Raw genomic sequence first — 15,319 nt, 5'->3', positions numbered from 1 at the left:
ATGGCCCAGCTATCCGCACGCCACCTCCGGCTCCTGGAGTATGCGCAGAGCCTCAGCCCTCCACCGGGCTTCAAGGTGGAAGTCTCCGGCGACGCGATCATCGTGAAGGCGGTGCCGTCGCTGATTCATCAGCGCAACCTGCTGGTGGTCCGTCAGCAGTTTGACGCCCACCTACCGTCCGACCTGAGGCCCACGGAGAACACCGACCTCGCGTCACCGACGGTCGGCAAGCTGCGCAACCCCGACCTGGCGTACCTTCCGTTCGAAGCGACGCTTGCCGCCGCGAACGAGATCCCGGCCGACCTCGCGGTGATAGCGGTCGAGATCGTCTCGCCGTCGAACCCCGAGAACGACTGGGTGGGTAAGGTCCGTGATTACCCTCTGATGGGGATCCCGGTGTACCTGCTCATCGACCCGAGGGACAGTTCCATCGCCCTGTTCACCGAACCCGGCCCCGATGGCTACCGGCAGCGCTACACCGCGAAGTTCGGGCAGTCGGTGCCGATTCCGGAGCCGTTCGGCTTCGATCTCGCCACCACCGGGCTGGTCCCGTACGCGTAGCCACCCGCACGGGTGGCCGACTGCCGCCGGACGAGTGACAGGGCGTTCTCCGAGCCCTTGTGATGCGTGAGCATGGCGGCATGAACAGCGCCCCGTCCCGCGCCGAGCGGGCTGCCCAGGCCAGGTTGGCCGCCGCCAGGCTGACCGGTGAAGGTGTCGACGGGGTGGCGACCAGCTGGGTCGACAACTCCGGGATCAGCCGGGTGAAGACCTTCCCCGTACGGCAGTTGGAGCATGCCGCCGAGTGGGGAGTGGGCGCGGCGCCGTGCTTCGACATGTTCCTGCTGGACGACTCGATGACCAGCAGCCCGTTCAGTCAGGGCCCGGACGGCGACCTGCGGTTGATCCCCGACCTCGACCGGCTGGTGCCGCTGGCAGCTCAGCCCGGCTGGGCCTGGGCCCCGGCGGACCGGTACGCCCAGGACGGGACGCCGCACCCCGGCTGCCAACGGCGGTTCGCCCGGCGGATGGTGGAGGCGGCCGGGCGGCATGGCCTCACCGTGCAGGCCGGGATCGAGGTCGAGTGGGTGGTCACCGACGCGACCGGGGCGCCGGCCACCACCGCACCCGCGTACGGGCTGCACCGGTTCGCCGACCTCTCCGACTACCTGCGGGACGTGCTCCGGGCGCTGACGGAGCAGCAGTTGACGGTGCTCCAGCTCCACCCCGAGTACGCGCCGGGCCAGTTCGAGGTCTCGGTCGCCCCGGAGGCCCCGGTCGAGGTGGCCGACACGACCGTGCTGGTCCGGCACACCATCCGTGCCGTCTCGGCCCGGCACGGTCTGCGCGCCACCTTCGCGCCCGCGCTCACCCCCGACGGGGTCGGCAACGGCGGCCACCTGCACTTCAGCCTCTGGCGCGACGGCCAGAACCTCGGCCACGGCGGCCCCGGCCCGCACGGCCTGCACCCCGAGGCCGAACACTTCCTGGCCGGAGTGCTGGACCACCTGCCCGCACTGCTCGCGCTCGGTGCCCCGAGCGTCGCCAGCTACCTGCGGCTGCAGCCTTCCCGCTGGTCGGGACCGTTCCGCTGCTGGGGGCTGGAGAACCGGGAGGCCGCACTGCGCCTGATCAAGGGCTCCATCGCCGGCCAGGCCAACGCCGAACTCAAGTGCTTCGACGCCATCGCCAACCCCTACCTGATGATCGGCGGAGTGCTGGCCGCAGGTCTGGACGGCCTGGACACCGGAAAGCCGCTGCCCGACGAGGTGAACGGCGACCCGGCCGCCCTGGGCACCGTCGAGCGCCTGCCCGCGAGCCTGGCGGAGTCGGTGGCGGCGTTCGAATCCTCGGTGCTGCTCCGCGAAGCGCTCGGCGCCTCCCTCCACGCCGCAGTCCTGGCGGTCCGTCAGGCGGAGATCGAGCTCTTCGCCGGCAGCACACCCGAGCAGGTCATCGCGGCGACGGTCGACAGGTACTGAGACCGTGATCGACCAGCACTGTCACAGCATCACCCTCGCCGACCTCGACGACGCCTCCTTCGCGAGCCTGCTCACCGAGTCCGACCGCCCACCTGCGCCCGGGACTTCACCCTTCGACAGTGCGCTCGGCCTGGCCGTCCGCCGCTGGTGCGCACCGGCCCTCGGCCTTCCCGCACACACTCCGATGGCCGACTACCTGGCCCGTCGCCGCGAGCTCGGCCCGGCCGAAGCCGCTCGCCGCCTGCTCGCCGCCACCGGTATCAGCCACTGCCTGATCGACACCGGCCTCACCGCTGCGGCCGGCCACCCGCTGCTCCCGCTGCCCGCCTTCGCCGAGCTGTCCGGTGCCCAAGTCCGGGAAGTGGTACGGCTGGAGAGCATCGCGGAGCCGATCGACGCCCCGGCTGCGGACTGGGCAGCCGCCGTCGAGGCGGCCCTCCGCACAGCTGCCGCCTCCGCCGTTGCCTTCAAGTCGGTTCTCGCCTACCGCCACAGCCTCGCCATCCCCGCCGAACGCCCCGACCGGGCGGAGGTCACCCGTGCCGCCGCCACCCATCGACCCGGCCGCCGCCTGACCGATCCGGTCCTGCTCCGCAAACTGCTCTGGACCGCCGTGGACCTGGGCCTGCCGATCCAACTCCACACCGGCTTCGGCGACCCGGACCTGACCCTCCATCACGCAGACCCGTCGCTGCTCACCGACTTCATCCGCGCCGTCGAACCGACCGGCACCCCGCTGGTCCTGCTGCATGCCTACCCGTACCACCGCCAGGCTTCCTGGCTCGCCCAGGCCTTCCCGCACGTGTACGCAGACCTCGGCCTGACCCTCTCCTACGCGGGCCCCCGGGCCACCACCGTCCTCGGCGAGTACCTCGAACTCGCCCCGTTCGGCAAGCTGCTGTTCTCCACCGACGCCTACGGCCTCCCCGAGCTGTACGTGGTCGGGGCCGCCCAGTACCGCCACTCCCTGCACCGGCTGCTGACCGACTGGCAGGGCGAGAGCGCCTGCACCGCCACCGACGCCGAGCGGATCACCCAGCTGCTCTCGGTGCAGAACGCCCAGCGGCTCTACCGGCTCTGACATCCCGTGTCAGGCCCCGACAGGAGGATCGACCGCCTGCACCAGCACCCCCGTACCACCGCCTGGCTGCGCCGCTGGAGCGCGGCTGCCCTGGAGGAGAAGCGGTTGTGACGCTGCTCCCCTGTGAGGGGCGGCAGGGCGCGCCTCGGGCCGGCTGACGGGCGTTGCCCTCAGCGCCTGCCGGGATGGCGGGTCAGGGGCAGCTGGTGCCGGGCCGGACCGGGTAGCGGTTGACCACCAGGTGCCAGTTCTGGAGCTCGAACACCGCGTTGGTGCTGGCGAGCACCTGGACCTTGGTGGTGGCGTCCCGGGGTTCGAATTGGCCGGGAAGACAGACGGTGCGGGTGTAGCCGTGCGCGCTCCACTCCGGATTGCCTCGGGCGGTGACGAACCGGGCGTTGGTGTCGCCGGGCCGGCCGACCTTGTCGCCGACCAGAATGCGGACGCTGCAGACGGCGTTGTCACTGCCGGGAATCGTGCACAGGGCATCGGCGTCGAAATGCACGACGAAGACTCCGTCGTATCCGACGGTCTGACCGGTGGAGTCCGTGATGGCGGCGCCGGGCAGGTCGATCCAGGAGTTCGACCCGGTGGAGAAACGGGTGGCGTCCCAGACCGAGTTGACGGTGGGTGTGCCGCTGCCGGAGGCCGGGGCCTGCGGTGGCACCCGGTCGGCGGCCTCGGTGGCGGGGACGAAGAGCGCGAGGCCGGTCAGTGCGGCGACGGCGGCAATGGTCCTGTTTCGGGGCAGGCGGAATCGCATGGCGAGGTGACCTCCGTGGGGTGCGGCCAGGGAGATGCGGCCCCGGACGGCCACACTCTGTCCTCGCCCGGAAACAGAGTCAAGGAACGAAGTTCGTGTCCGATCTCATGTGAAAAAGTGATGGCCCGTCCGAAGTGGACCGGACGGGCCATCAGTGGTCAGCCGAGCGCCAGCAGGTGGTCGCGGAAGCCGATCCCAAAGCCGGTCGGGGTGCCGTCGTAGTTGGAGATCAGGGCTGGGCCGGAGTTGCAGTTCCAGGTGTTCCAGGTCCAGCCCAGGTAGGAGATCTTCTTGCTGTCGAGCCAGGACATCACCTGGTCGATGAAGGCGTGGCCGCAGGTGTTCTCGCCGATCTCACCGGCCAGCAGCGGGACCTGGGCCGCGACCGGGGCCAGCGTGGAGTCCCAACAGGCTGCGGTGGAGCAGGTGTTGAAGTTGTACACGTGCCAGGCCGCGCCCAGGTTGCCGGTCGGGTCGGTGGGCTTGTGGGCGAGCCACTGGCCGAGGTCGTTGGAGTAGGCCAGGCCGCCGAGCAGGATGACGTTGGTGGAGCCGGTGGCCCGGACGGTGTTGACCAGGGTCTGCATGCCGCTCACCTGGTACCCGATGCCGGGGCAGGCGCCGCCGCCGTCCCGCCAGCAGAGCCAGCCCTGGGCGAGCGAGGACTCGGACCGGTCCGCGTACGGCTCGTTGAACAGGTCGAAGACCACCGAGTTGGTGCCCTTGAAGGTCTCGGCGACCGAGGTCCAGAACGGGACGGCGTTCGCGCCCGGCATCGGCTTCTGGCAGGTGGCGTTGGTGTCGGAGCAGCCGGACGAGTTGCCGGTGTAGAGGCCGCGGCTCCAGTGCATCTCGACGATCGGGGTCAGCCCGGCAGTGCGCAGCGAGTCGACCCAACCCTTGATGGCGGAACGGTAGTTGGCACCGCCGTAGGCTGGGCTGACGTTCGACTGGCCGAGCCAGCAGTCCTCGTTGAGCGGGACTCGGACGGCGTTCACCTTCCAGCTCTTGATCGCGGCGATCGCGGCGGCGTCCACCGGACCGTCGAAGAATCCGTACCCCTGGACGCACATGTACTCGGTACCGGAGCGGTTGACGCCGTGCAGGGCGACCGGCGAACCGGCCGCGTTGACCAGGGAGTTGCCGGAGACCTTGAGGTCGGGCGCGACCCCCGGGGGTGTGGACGTGGTCGGCGAGGGCGACGGGGAGGGCGAAGGTGAAGGAGAGGGCGACGGAGACGCGGAGGGCGAAGGTGACGCCGCCCCGTTGCACGCCACCCCGTTGACCGCGAACGACGTGGGCGCCGAATTCGCCCCGCTGTAACTGAAGTTGGCACCGGGGGTGGCACTCCCGCCGGGCGCGATAGCCGCGTTCCAGGAGAGGCTGCTGACGGTGACGTTCTTGCCGGTCTGGGCCCAGGTGCCGCTCCAGCCGCTCCCGGAGAGGGTCTGGTTGCCGGTGTAGGCGTAGCTGAGGGTCCAGCCGTTGAGGGCAGCGGTCCCGACGTTGTTAATCTTCACATTGGCACTGAAGCCACTGCCCCAGTCGTTCACGGAGTAGTCGACGGTACAGGCGACGGTGGCGGCCGAGGACGAACCGGCGATCGGTCCGACCAGTGCGACCGTGGCGGCGAGCGCGCCGCCGAGGGCGAGCGCGGTGTGGCGCAGGGACATGTCCCGCTCCTAGCAACTGACGAAATATGGGCGCGCTCCCACAGGCCCGCCCAGAAACATAGCCAGCCGCAGGGGAGTTGCCAACTGTCCCGGCTGCGCAATCTCTTGACAGGCGCTCAGCTGCTCCCGATATTTGGGAGCGCTCCCACAGTTGCGAGTGCCATGCCTCGCGCTCAGCGAACAGTTCCCCACACGCAGCCCCCACCCCGCAGGAGCCGTCATGTCACCCCCCACCTCTCGCAGTTCCCGCCTGCCCGCACTCGGTACAGCGCTCGCGCTGCTGGCCGCCGGGCTCACCACGATGGTCGGCACGCCGGCCTCGGCGGCCGTGATCCAGTGCGCCGTCGACTACTCCGTGAACGACTGGGGTAGTGGCTTCACCGCCAACGTGAAGATCAACAACGTCGGGACCGCCGCCGTCGACGGTTGGACCCTCAGCTACGCGTACAGCGGCAACCAGACCCTCTCCGGCAGCGGCTGGGGCGGCACCTGGGCCCAGACCGGCAATAACGTCACCGTCAGCAGCCTCTCCTGGAACGCCACCATCGCGCCCGGCGGCAACGCCACCCCAGGCGCCAACTTCGCCTACAGCGGCACCAATGCGGCTCCCACCGCATTCGCCGTCAACGGCACCACCTGCGCCGGCGCCCACCAGCCGCCGGTCACCGCGCTCACCAGCCCGGCCCCCGGGGCGAGTTACGCCGCCGGAGCCGCTGTCCCGCTGGCCGCCACGGCGACCGCGAGCGACGGTGCGAGCATCAGCAAGGTGGAGTTCTACGACAACGCCACCCTGCTCGCCACCGACACCACCGCGCCGTACTCCTTCAGTTGGGCCGGTGCCGCCTCCGGCAGCCACTCGGTCTACGCCAAGGCGTACGACAGCACCGGTGCGACCGGTGAGTCGGCCCCGTCGGGCATCACGGTGGCGACCGGGCCGGCCATCACGGCCACGCCGGTCAGCCTCTCGGTCACCCAGGGGAAGACCGGTACCTTCACCGTCAAGCTCTCCGCCCAGCCCACCGCCAACGTCACGGTGACCACCGCCCGCACCTCGGGCAACACCGGGCTGACCGTCAGTGGCGGCGCCAGCCTGACCTTCACGCCCACCAACTGGGCCACCGCACAGACCGTCACGCTCACCGCCGACGCGACCGGCACCGGCTCGGCGACCTTCACCGCCTCGGCCACCGGCCACACCGCCGCCGCCGTCACGGTGACCGAACTGGCCGCCGGCACGGGCGTGTACAACGACCGCTTCCTCCAGCTCTACAGCAAGCTGAAGGACCCGGCGAACGGCTACTTCTCGCCGGAGGGCATCCCGTACCACTCGGTGGAGACCCTGCTGGTCGAGGCGCCGGACCACGGGCACCAGACCACCTCGGAGGCCTACAGCTACCTGCTCTGGCTGGAGGCCCAGTACGGCCGGGTCAGCAAGGACTGGTCCAAGTTCAACGCGGCGTGGACGCTCATGGAGACGTACATGATCCCCACCCACGCGGACCAGCCGACCAACAGCTTCTACAACGCGGCCAAGCCCGCCACCTACGCCCCCGAGATGCCGCTGCCGGGCAACTACCCGGCACCGCTGGACACTTCGGTGACCGCGGGGCAGGACCCGATCGCGGCCGAGCTGTCCAGCGCGTACGGCACCAGTGACATCTACGGCATGCACTGGCTGCAGGACGTCGACAACGTCTACGGCTTCGGCAACTCGCCCGGCAAGTGCGAGGCCGGACCGACCGACACCGGTCCTTCGTACATCAACACCTACCAGCGCGGTTCGCAGGAGTCGGTCTGGGAGACCATCCCGCAGCCGACCTGTGACAAGTTCGCCTACGGCGGCAAGAACGGCTTCCTCGACCTGTTCGTCAAGGACAACTCCTACGCGAAGCAGTGGAAGTTCACCGACGCTCCGGACGCCGACGCCCGGGCGGTCCAGGCCGCCTACTGGGCGGACACCTGGGCCAAGGCGCAGGGCAACGGCGGCGAGGTCTCGACCACCGTCGCCAAGGCGGGCAAGATGGGCGACTACCTGCGGTACTCGTTCTTCGACAAGTACTTCAAGAAGATCGGCAACTGCGTCGGCGCCTCCACCTGCCCGGCGGGCAGTGGCAAGGACTCCTCGCACTACCTGCTCTCCTGGTACTACGCCTGGGGCGGCGCGACCGACACCAACGCCGGCTGGGCCTGGCGGATCGGCGACGGTGCCGCGCACGGCGGGTACCAGAACCCGATGGCGGCCTACGCCCTGGCGAACGACCCGGCGCTGGCTCCCAAGTCCGCCACCGGCAAGGCGGACTGGGCCACCAGCCTGGGACGTCAGGTGGAGTTCCTGCAATGGCTGCAGTCCAGCGAGGGTGCCATCGCCGGTGGGGCGACCAACAGTTGGGATGGCAGCTACGCCACCCCGCCCACGGGTACCTCCACCTTCTACGGGATGTTCTACGACGAGGCGCCGGTCTACCACGACCCGCCGAGCAACCAGTGGTTCGGCTTCCAGACCTGGGGTCTGGAGCGGCTCGCCGAGTACTACTACGCCAGCGGCGACGTCAAGGCCAAGGCGGTACTGGACAAGTGGGTGACCTGGGCGCTGAGCAAGACCACCTTCAACGCCGACGGCACCTACCAGATCCCGTCCACGCTGGCCTGGAGCGGCAAGCCGGACACCTGGAACGCTGCCACCCCGGGTGCCAACACCGGTCTGCACGTGAGCGTGGTCGACTACACCAAGGACGTCGGGGTGGCCGGCTCGTACGCCAAGCTGCTCTCGTACTACGCGGCGAAGTCCGGCAACGTGGCCGCGAAGACGGCGGCGCAGAAGCTGCTGGACGGGATGTGGAGCAACAACCAGGACGCGCTGGGCATCGCGGTGCCGGAGACCCGGACGGACTACAGCCGCTTCAAGGACACCGTCTCGGTGCCCTCGGGCTGGACCGGGACCATGCCGAACGGCGACCCGGTCAACTCCAGCTCCACCTTCCTCTCGATGCGTTCCTTCTACAAGAACGACCCCGCCTTCGCCAAGGTCCAGGCCTACCTGGACGGCGGTCCTGCACCGGTCTTCACCTACCACCGGTTCTGGGCCCAGGCGGACATCGCGACCGCGATGGCCACCTACGGTGAGCTGTTCGGGTAACTGACCCACCGTCAGTGAGTGCTGGGCACACGGTCGGAAGATCGTGTGTCCAGCACGAGCCGGCGGTGCGTACCTCTTGCGGAGGGCGCTCCTTGGTCACTACCGTCCCGGGCAGCTCATGCGCCTGCCATCCGCAGGCGCGGGCGGAGACTCGGGAGGGCCAACCCCTATGAGAGTTCCTAGGACAGGCCGGTTCGGACGCGGGATGGCCGGGCTGGCCCTGGTGGCGGCGGGGACACTGACGCTGCCGACCGGCACCGCCGTCGCTGCGGGCAGCGCCACGGCGGAGACCGGTCCGCTGCTCAACTACCTGGTCAACACCAAGGCCAACCACGGCCAGGTCATGCTGGCCGAACGTGCGATAGCCAGGCTCGGCGGCACGGTGGTGCAGTCCTACGAGCAGATCGGCGTGATCATCGCCCGCTCGGACTCCACCACCTTCGCAGCCGCGCTGCGCGCCTCCCACCAGGTCGACTCGGTGGGCGCCAGCCGGACCAAGGCGGTCACCGCGGGCATCGGCGACGACACCGTCGAACTCGCCGCCCCACCGGCCGGGTTGCTGGCCGCCACGCCGGCCGCCGGAACGGACGAACCGCTGCAGGCGGACCAGTGGTCGCTGGGCACCATCGGTGTCCCCGAGGCGCACCGGACCAGCCTCGGCAGCCGCCGGGTGACGGTCGGCGTGCTCGACTCGGGCATCGACGCCACGCACGAGGATCTGGCCGCCAACGTCGACGCGGGGCAGTCGGTGTCCTGCATCGACAACGGCCGGCCGAACACCGACTTCCAGGCCTGGCAGCCCACCACCAGCGACCACGGCACCCACGTCGCGGGGACCATCGCCGCCGCCAAGAACGGCAAGGGCGTGCTCGGGGTCGCCCCGAACGTCAAGCTGGCGGCGGTGAAGGTGGTGGACGACGGCGGGTTCATCTACCCGGAGTACGCGGTCTGCGGGTTCGTCTGGGCCGGTGAGCACCACTTCCAGGTCACCAACAACAGCTACTACGTGGACCCTTGGCTGTTCAACTGCGCCAGTGACCCGGACCAGGCGGCCATCCTGACCGCCGTCCGGCGGGCCACCGCCTTCGCCGAGCGCAACGGTGTGCTGAGCGTCGCGGCGGCGGGCAACGAGAACATCGACCTGGCGCACAAGACCACAGACGACAGCAGCCCGGACGACACGGTGCCGCTGCCCCGGCCGGTGGACGCCGGCTGCCTGAGCCTGCCGACCGAGCTCCCCGGCGTGGTGAACGTGGCCTCGACCGGTGTGAACGGCGACAAGTCCTTCTTCTCCAGCTATGGCCAGGGCAAGATCACGGTCGCGGCCCCCGGCGGCGACTCCCGCTACCAGATCCCGAACACCCCGGCGAGGAACGGTCGCATCCTCTCCACCGTCCGGGGCAACAAGTACGGCTACATGCAGGGCACTTCGATGGCCTCCCCGCACGCGGCGGGTGTCGCCGCGCTGCTCGCCTCCAGCCACCCGTTCGCCGGTCCCGACCAGCTCCGGCGGATGCTGACCGGCCAGGCCACCGAGCACGCCTGCCCGGCGGTGTTCGACCCGAGCGGTGACGGCGCCTGGGCGGCGGTCTGCGAGGGCGGCACCGGGCAGAACGGCTTCTACGGTGCGGGCATCGTCAACGCGGCCACCGCCGTGCAGTGGTGGCGCGGCTGAGGCGCTGACCCCCTCGCCTGAGTACTCGTACTCAGGCGAGGACGCTGCCGGGTGGGGATGCTGGTGCCCATGGAAATGAACAGCGCCGAACACCCGGCCCGCCACCGTCGTCAGAGCCTGGCCGTGCTGACGGTCAGTCTGGTGGCGGCCCTGCCCGTGTTGGCGGGGCTGACGCTCGTGGTCAGCCACGGAGTGGGCAGTGCGGCGCGCGGGGAGCAGCCGGTCAGGGCGCTCGGGACGGTCGGCCTGTCGCTGACCGGGTCGGTGCTCGGGCTGCTGGCGGCGGGGTTGGTGATCCGGTACAGCAAGGTCCGCCGGATGGACGGGATCGCGAAGGTCGCGCTGCTCGCGGTCGGGCTGTGCATCGGGACGTACGGCGAGTTCCTGGTGCCGTACCTGATGATGGACCTGCCCGCTTTCGAGCCGGAGCAGGCGCCGCCGGGCTGGACGCCGTACACCGGCCCGGTGCCGCCGGAGCTGCCGCTGCTCCCCGACCCGGCGGCTTCGTAAACGGTAGGGCCGGTCAGCGCGCTCGGGGCCGGCCGGAGAGGTCGGGGACCTCCTGGAGCCAGCTCGGGCGGCCCGCCCGGGTGGCGGCGGCGCGGTCGGCGGCGGTCTGCCTGAGCTGATCGGGTGTGGCGAAGCCGTCCGGCAGCCAGGCGGCCGACTGGGCGGCACGGGTGGCGAGTTGGGTCACGTACGCGTCCCTGAGCTGCTCGACCGAGTCGAAGCCGGGCTCGTCCGTCAGCCACTCCTCGGGCACCAGGGCGACCACCTCGCGCAGCAGCTCCGGGGTGACCAGCGGGGCCAGCGCGGCGTCGGCGGCCCTGACATCCGGGTGGTGGGCGCCGAGTGCGTGGTCGCTGAGGTCGTACCGCTTGAGCAGTGAGCCGGCCGCGCCGGACCAGCGGTGGTGGAAGATCAGCCCGGCGCCGTTGTCGATCAGCCAGAGCCGGTTGTGCCAGACCATCAGGTTGGGGTTGCGGCAGCTGCGGTCGACGTTGCCGGTCAGCGCGTCCAGCCAGACCACCCGGCCGGCCTCGAGCGGGTCGACGTCGATCATGCCGGGCTTGAAGTCCCGGGCGCCCGGCAGGTAGTCCATGCCGAGGTTGCGCCCGGCGCTGCCGCGCAGGATGTCCTGGATCTCCGGGTCCGGCTCGTGTGCGGCCACCTCGGGGTCGAAGTCCACCAGGACCAGCTCGGGCACCCGCAGGCCTAGCCGCCGGGCGAGTTCGCCGACCACCACCTCGGCGATCAGCGCCTTGTGGCCCTGGGCGGCGCCGCTGAACTTCACCACGTAGGTGCCCAGGTCGTCGGTCTCCACGATGCCGGGCACGGAGCCCCCGGCGCGCAGCGGGTCCAGGTAGCGAAGAGCGGTCACCTCGGTCAGCACACCGGTCAGGGTAACCCGGGGGCCGCTGTGGTTGGCTTGGATTAAACGGTGCTACCGGAGCAGTCAGAGGAGAGTACGGATCATGGGACAGGTGTACGCCACCACCGAGCGCAGCTACCCGGCGAGCCCCGAGCGGGTGTACGAGGCGCTGGCCGACTACGCGGTGACGCGGCCGAAGCTGCTGCCGGCGCAGTACAGCGAGTACGAGGTGCGGGCCGGCGGGACGGGCGCGGGGACGCAGGTGCACTGGCGCCTGCAGGCGACCGAGAAGCGGGTCCGGGACTGCCTCTTCAACGTGACCGAGCCGGGCAGCCGCACCCTGATGGAGACCGACGCCAACTCCTCGATGGTGATCACTTGGAAGGTCGTCGAGCAGGGCGCGGGCAGCAAGGTCACCGTGCAGGCGAGCTGGACCGGGGCGACCGGCATCGGCGGCTTCTTCGAGCGGACCTTCGCCCCCAAGGGCCTGAACCGGATCCACGACCAGATCCTCGTAGCCCTCGCGACCGAAGTGGCCTGATTTCCCGAACGAGTGGTTCTGATCGCCGGTCCGGGTGACAGCGGGATCACGTAGCGTACGCGCCGATCTAGGCTCACGGCCGTGCATATGACGATCCTTCATGTCTCCCAGCCCGTGGACGGCGGCGTCGCCCGGGTGGTGGTCGATCTGGTGCGGGGCCAGCGCGAGGCGGGCTGCCGGGTGCTGGTGGCCTGCCCTGCGGGTGGCCGGCTGGCGGCCGAGGCGGCCGCGGCCGGGGCCCTGGTGAGGCGGGCCGCTCGCCGGGTCCGGGGACCCTGGCGGAGGCGTGGCGGCTGCGCCGGATCGTCCGCGGGGCCAACCCCGATGTGCTGCACCTGCACAGCGCCAAGGCCGGCCTCGCGGGCCGGCTGGCCGTCCGGGGGGCCGTCCCCACCGTGTTCCAGCCGCATGCCTGGTCGTTCGCCGCCGTGCAGGGTCCGGTGGCGGCGGCCAGTCTGCGTTGGGAGCGGTTCGCCACCCGGTGGGCCCGTGCGGTGCTCTGCGTCAGCGGGCAGGAGCGGCGGGACGGCGAGCAGGCCGGGCTGACGGCCCGTTGGCAGGTGATCCCGAACGGGGTGGACCTGCGGCACCACGCGCCCGCCGACTCGGCGGCCCGCCGGGCCGCCCGGATGTCGCTCGGTCTGGATCTGGAGGACCCGCTCGCGGTCTGCGTCGGGCGGCTCTGTCGGCAGAAGGGCCAGGACGTCCTGCTGGACGCCTGGCCGGCCGTCGCCGAGCGGCTGCCGGGGGCCCGGCTGGCGCTGGTCGGCGGCGGTCCGGACGCCACCGCACTGGCCGACCGGGTGCGCGAACTCCCCGATCCGTCCAGGGTCCGGCTGGCCGGGGACGTCACCGACCCCCGGCCCTGGCTGGCCGCCGCCGACCTGGTGGTGCTGCCGTCACGCTGGGAGGGGATGGCGCTGGCCCCGCTGGAGGCGATGGCCACCGCCCGCCCGGTGCTGCTCTCGGACGTGCCCGGCGCGCGGGAGTGTCTGCCGCCCGAGCTGATCGGTACCGGTCTGGTCGAGCCGGAGAATCCGACCGAACTCGCACGTCTGATCGTGCAGGCACTGAGAGATCCGATCGAGTGCGAACGGCTCGGCCTGTTGGCGCGTGAACGAATGTCCGATTATCACGATGTCCGAGGGGTGGTCCGCCAGGTGGAGCTGCTCTATCGAAACCTTCTTCGGGACGGCGTTCCCGGCCCCCGCGCGGCGCAGCGCCGCGACACCCGTGTCCCAGGGCGGTCCTGATCGTTTCTCAGACCGTGAATGCTCGCCGCGAAGGTGCTGCCGTGTTCGCATCTCGACCGGGTGACCGAGGATTCAAAGTCCGAAAGTCTGATTAATGGGCGGGTGGAATGAAATGGCAAGTCAACTTCCTGCAATCAAGCCAGCGTTCGGTATTGTCTGATTTTGCCTGCTTCGTAGTCATTTCTGAGCGCGGTTCTCGGAATGACCCGAATGCCGCCCTTGGCAGCAGGTGCTACCTGGACCGCATCCGTCGGCCGGGATTAACTCGTCGGTCCGACTCCGGGTCCGGGTGTCCCGTCAAGGCGGGTACACAGCAGGGGAGTTCGCGCGCTGATGACCATTGACCACGAGAGTGTGCCACGGCCGGGCCGACCCCTGCCGCCCTCCCGACAGGTCACCACCGGGCTCCTCGACCGGCGCCCGCCCCGGCGCCCGGTCCAGGCCAGATCCGCTCCGCAGGTCGGGCGGCACCGTCGCCCGTTCCGCTCCCGACTGGCCCGCCCGGCCGGGCTGCTGGCCGCCGACGGCCTCGCGGTCTGCGCCGCCACCGTGCTGACCGCCACCGACCCGGAGCGACCACTGCTGGGCGCCGCCGCCGTGCTGCCACTGCTGCTGCCGCTCAACCTGACCGGCGGGCTGTACCGCAACCGGCTCACCCTCTCCGCACTGGACGAGTTCCCCGCGCTGGCCGCCCGGGCCACCGTCGCGACGGCCTTCGCCGTCACGCTCTCCGCCTGTCTGGACGGCTGGCCGGACAGCGGCCCGGCCACCCCGCTGCGCCTGCTCACCCTGGTGGCCGCCTTCCTGCTGGTCGCCTCGGTCGGCCGGGCCTTCGTCTACCACCTGCTCCGCAAGGCCCGTCGCCGCCGCCCCAGCCCCGTTCTGGTGCTCGGTGCCGGGCAGCTCGGCCAGCAGGTGGCCGCGGCCCTGACGGAGCGTCGGGAGTACGGGCTGCGCCCGGTCGGCTTCCTCGACCCCGACCCGGTGCTGCTCGCCGAGGACACCAAGCTCCCGGTGCTCGGCGGTCGCGAGGTGCTGGAGCGGGAGATCCGCCGCCACCGGGTGCACCACGTGGTGGCCACCGAGGGCGCCGCCGACGAGGCCGAGACCGCCGCCGCGCTGCGTGAGGCCGCCCGGCTCGGCTGCCGGGTCTGGCTGGTGCCCGCCCTGCGCGAGTACGGCTCGGTGGCCGACCGGAGCCGGGGGGACCACCTCTGGGGCTTCCCCTGTCTGCAGCTCGACCGCCCCGCTATGCGCCGGCACGGCTGGGCCGCCAAGCGCGCCCTGGACATCACCGCAGCCCTGTTCGGCCTGCTGCTGGTCTCCCCGGTGCTGGCCGTCTGCGCCCTCGCGGTCCGGGTGGACACCGGCCCGGGCGTGCTGTTCCGCCAGCAGCGCACCGGTCTCGACGGCAAGGTCTTCACCCTGCTGAAGTTCCGCACCCTGCGCCCCGCGAACGAGCACGAGTCGGCCACCCACTGGAACATCGCCCAGGACCACCGGATGAGCCGGGTCGGCCACTTCCTCCGGCACAGCTCGCTGGACGAGCTCCCGCAGCTGTGGAACGTGCTGTGCGGCGACATGAGCCTGGTCGGCCCCCGGCCCGAACGCCCGTACTTCGTCATGCGGTTCAGTCAGGCGTACCCCGAGTACGCCGACCGGCACCGGGTCCCGGTCGGCCTGACCGGGCTGGCGCAGGCGAACGGCCTGCGTGGCGACACCTCGATCGAGGCCAGGGCCCGGTTCGACAACCGCTACATCGAGAGCTGGAACCTCTGGCTCGACGTCAAGCTGCTGTTCCGCACCGCCGCCCTGATGCTGCATCCGGACGGAAGCTGAGCCG

11 protein-coding genes and 1 pseudogene are annotated in these 15,319 nt (G+C 70.8%); 9 read left to right on the top strand and 3 right to left on the bottom strand.

Translation table 11 applies throughout. The features are described from left to right. The 3 genes from ASC99_RS35910 to ASC99_RS35900 all read left to right on the top strand — a co-directional run bounded on the left by ASC99_RS35910 (position 1) and on the right by ASC99_RS35900 (position 3,063). Positions 1-561, top strand: coding sequence for a Uma2 family endonuclease (locus tag ASC99_RS35910; protein ID WP_057240167.1), 561 nt, complete (start codon positions 1-3; stop codon positions 559-561). 80 nt (positions 562-641) lie between these two features. Further along, complete coding sequence (locus tag ASC99_RS35905) at positions 642-1,982, top strand: glutamine synthetase family protein (protein ID WP_057240166.1); 1,341 nt, start codon at positions 642-644, stop codon at positions 1,980-1,982. Between the two features lie 4 nt (positions 1,983-1,986). Beyond that, entirely contained in the window at positions 1,987-3,063 is a 1,077-nt protein-coding gene (locus tag ASC99_RS35900) for an amidohydrolase family protein (protein WP_057240164.1), read from the top strand. A 193-nt stretch (positions 3,064-3,256) separates the two neighbouring features. On the opposite strand, the gene ASC99_RS35895 is transcribed toward ASC99_RS35900, so the two are convergent. Both ASC99_RS35895 and ASC99_RS35890 read right to left on the bottom strand, forming a co-directional pair. Next, a complete protein-coding gene (locus ASC99_RS35895) occupies positions 3,257-3,826 on the bottom strand; it encodes a hypothetical protein (protein ID WP_057241158.1) in 570 nt (189 codons plus the stop codon). A gap of 158 nt (positions 3,827-3,984) precedes the next feature. Continuing rightward, positions 3,985-5,499: a cellulase family glycosylhydrolase gene (locus ASC99_RS35890; protein WP_157531968.1), complete on the bottom strand. Its 1,515-nt coding sequence runs from the start codon at positions 5,497-5,499 to the stop codon at positions 3,985-3,987. A gap of 220 nt (positions 5,500-5,719) precedes the next feature. On the opposite strand from ASC99_RS35890, the gene ASC99_RS35885 reads away from it, so the two are divergent. The 3 genes from ASC99_RS35885 to ASC99_RS35875 all read left to right on the top strand — a co-directional run bounded on the left by ASC99_RS35885 (position 5,720) and on the right by ASC99_RS35875 (position 10,820). After that, positions 5,720-8,635, top strand: a complete 2,916-nt coding sequence (locus tag ASC99_RS35885; RefSeq protein ID WP_057240160.1) for a glycoside hydrolase family 48 protein — start codon at positions 5,720-5,722, stop codon at positions 8,633-8,635. Between the two features lie 205 nt (positions 8,636-8,840). Next, the gene (locus ASC99_RS35880; RefSeq protein ID WP_235502796.1) at positions 8,841-10,310 is read left to right on the top strand and encodes a S8 family serine peptidase; all 1,470 of its coding nucleotides are present in this window, start codon (positions 8,841-8,843) and stop codon (positions 10,308-10,310) included. Positions 10,311-10,379: 69 nt separating this feature from the next. After that, positions 10,380-10,820, top strand: a complete 441-nt coding sequence (locus tag ASC99_RS35875; RefSeq protein ID WP_157531967.1) for a hypothetical protein — start codon at positions 10,380-10,382, stop codon at positions 10,818-10,820. Between the two features lie 13 nt (positions 10,821-10,833). Here ASC99_RS35875 and ASC99_RS35870 read toward each other — a convergent pair whose 3' ends face one another. Further along, positions 10,834-11,703: a HipA family kinase gene (locus ASC99_RS35870; RefSeq protein ID WP_057240153.1), complete on the bottom strand. Its 870-nt coding sequence runs from the start codon at positions 11,701-11,703 to the stop codon at positions 10,834-10,836. An 82-nt stretch (positions 11,704-11,785) separates the two neighbouring features. Between ASC99_RS35870 and ASC99_RS35865 the strand changes: the two genes are divergently transcribed. The 3 genes and pseudogenes from ASC99_RS35865 (at position 11,786) to ASC99_RS35855 (ending at position 15,315) form a co-directional block, all read left to right on the top strand. Next, positions 11,786-12,223, top strand: coding sequence for an SRPBCC family protein (locus tag ASC99_RS35865; protein ID WP_057240150.1), 438 nt, complete (start codon positions 11,786-11,788; stop codon positions 12,221-12,223). A gap of 87 nt (positions 12,224-12,310) precedes the next feature. Further along, positions 12,311-13,476 (top strand): annotated as a pseudogene (locus ASC99_RS35860) (glycosyltransferase). Between the two features lie 333 nt (positions 13,477-13,809). Beyond that, the gene (locus ASC99_RS35855; protein ID WP_057240148.1) at positions 13,810-15,315 is read left to right on the top strand and encodes a sugar transferase; all 1,506 of its coding nucleotides are present in this window, start codon (positions 13,810-13,812) and stop codon (positions 15,313-15,315) included. Positions 15,316-15,319 lie beyond the last annotated feature (4 nt).

The organism is Kitasatospora sp. Root107, from assembly GCF_001424875.1.
Classification (GTDB): Bacteria; Actinomycetota; Actinomycetes; order Streptomycetales; family Streptomycetaceae; genus Kitasatospora.
The sequence above is the reverse complement of the archived record's forward strand: the minus strand, read 5'-3'. Positions and strand labels throughout refer to the sequence as shown.

Excerpts from the sequence above, each read along its gene's own strand:
- ASC99_RS35910 (WP_057240167.1), top strand. The coding sequence starts at position 1 with ATGGCCCAGCTATCCGCACGCCACCTCCGGCTCCTGGAGTATGCGCAG.
- ASC99_RS35905 (WP_057240166.1), top strand. The coding sequence starts at position 642 with ATGAACAGCGCCCCGTCCCGCGCCGAGCGGGCTGCCCAGGCCAGGTTG.
- ASC99_RS35895 (WP_057241158.1), bottom strand. The coding sequence starts at position 3,826 with ATGCGATTCCGCCTGCCCCGAAACAGGACCATTGCCGCCGTCGCCGCA.
- ASC99_RS35890 (WP_157531968.1), bottom strand. The coding sequence starts at position 5,499 with ATGTCCCTGCGCCACACCGCGCTCGCCCTCGGCGGCGCGCTCGCCGCC.
- ASC99_RS35885 (WP_057240160.1), top strand. The coding sequence starts at position 5,720 with ATGTCACCCCCCACCTCTCGCAGTTCCCGCCTGCCCGCACTCGGTACA.
- ASC99_RS35880 (WP_235502796.1), top strand. The coding sequence starts at position 8,841 with ATGGCCGGGCTGGCCCTGGTGGCGGCGGGGACACTGACGCTGCCGACC.
- ASC99_RS35875 (WP_157531967.1), top strand. The coding sequence starts at position 10,380 with ATGGAAATGAACAGCGCCGAACACCCGGCCCGCCACCGTCGTCAGAGC.
- ASC99_RS35865 (WP_057240150.1), top strand. The coding sequence starts at position 11,786 with ATGGGACAGGTGTACGCCACCACCGAGCGCAGCTACCCGGCGAGCCCC.
- ASC99_RS35855 (WP_057240148.1), top strand. The coding sequence starts at position 13,810 with ATGACCATTGACCACGAGAGTGTGCCACGGCCGGGCCGACCCCTGCCG.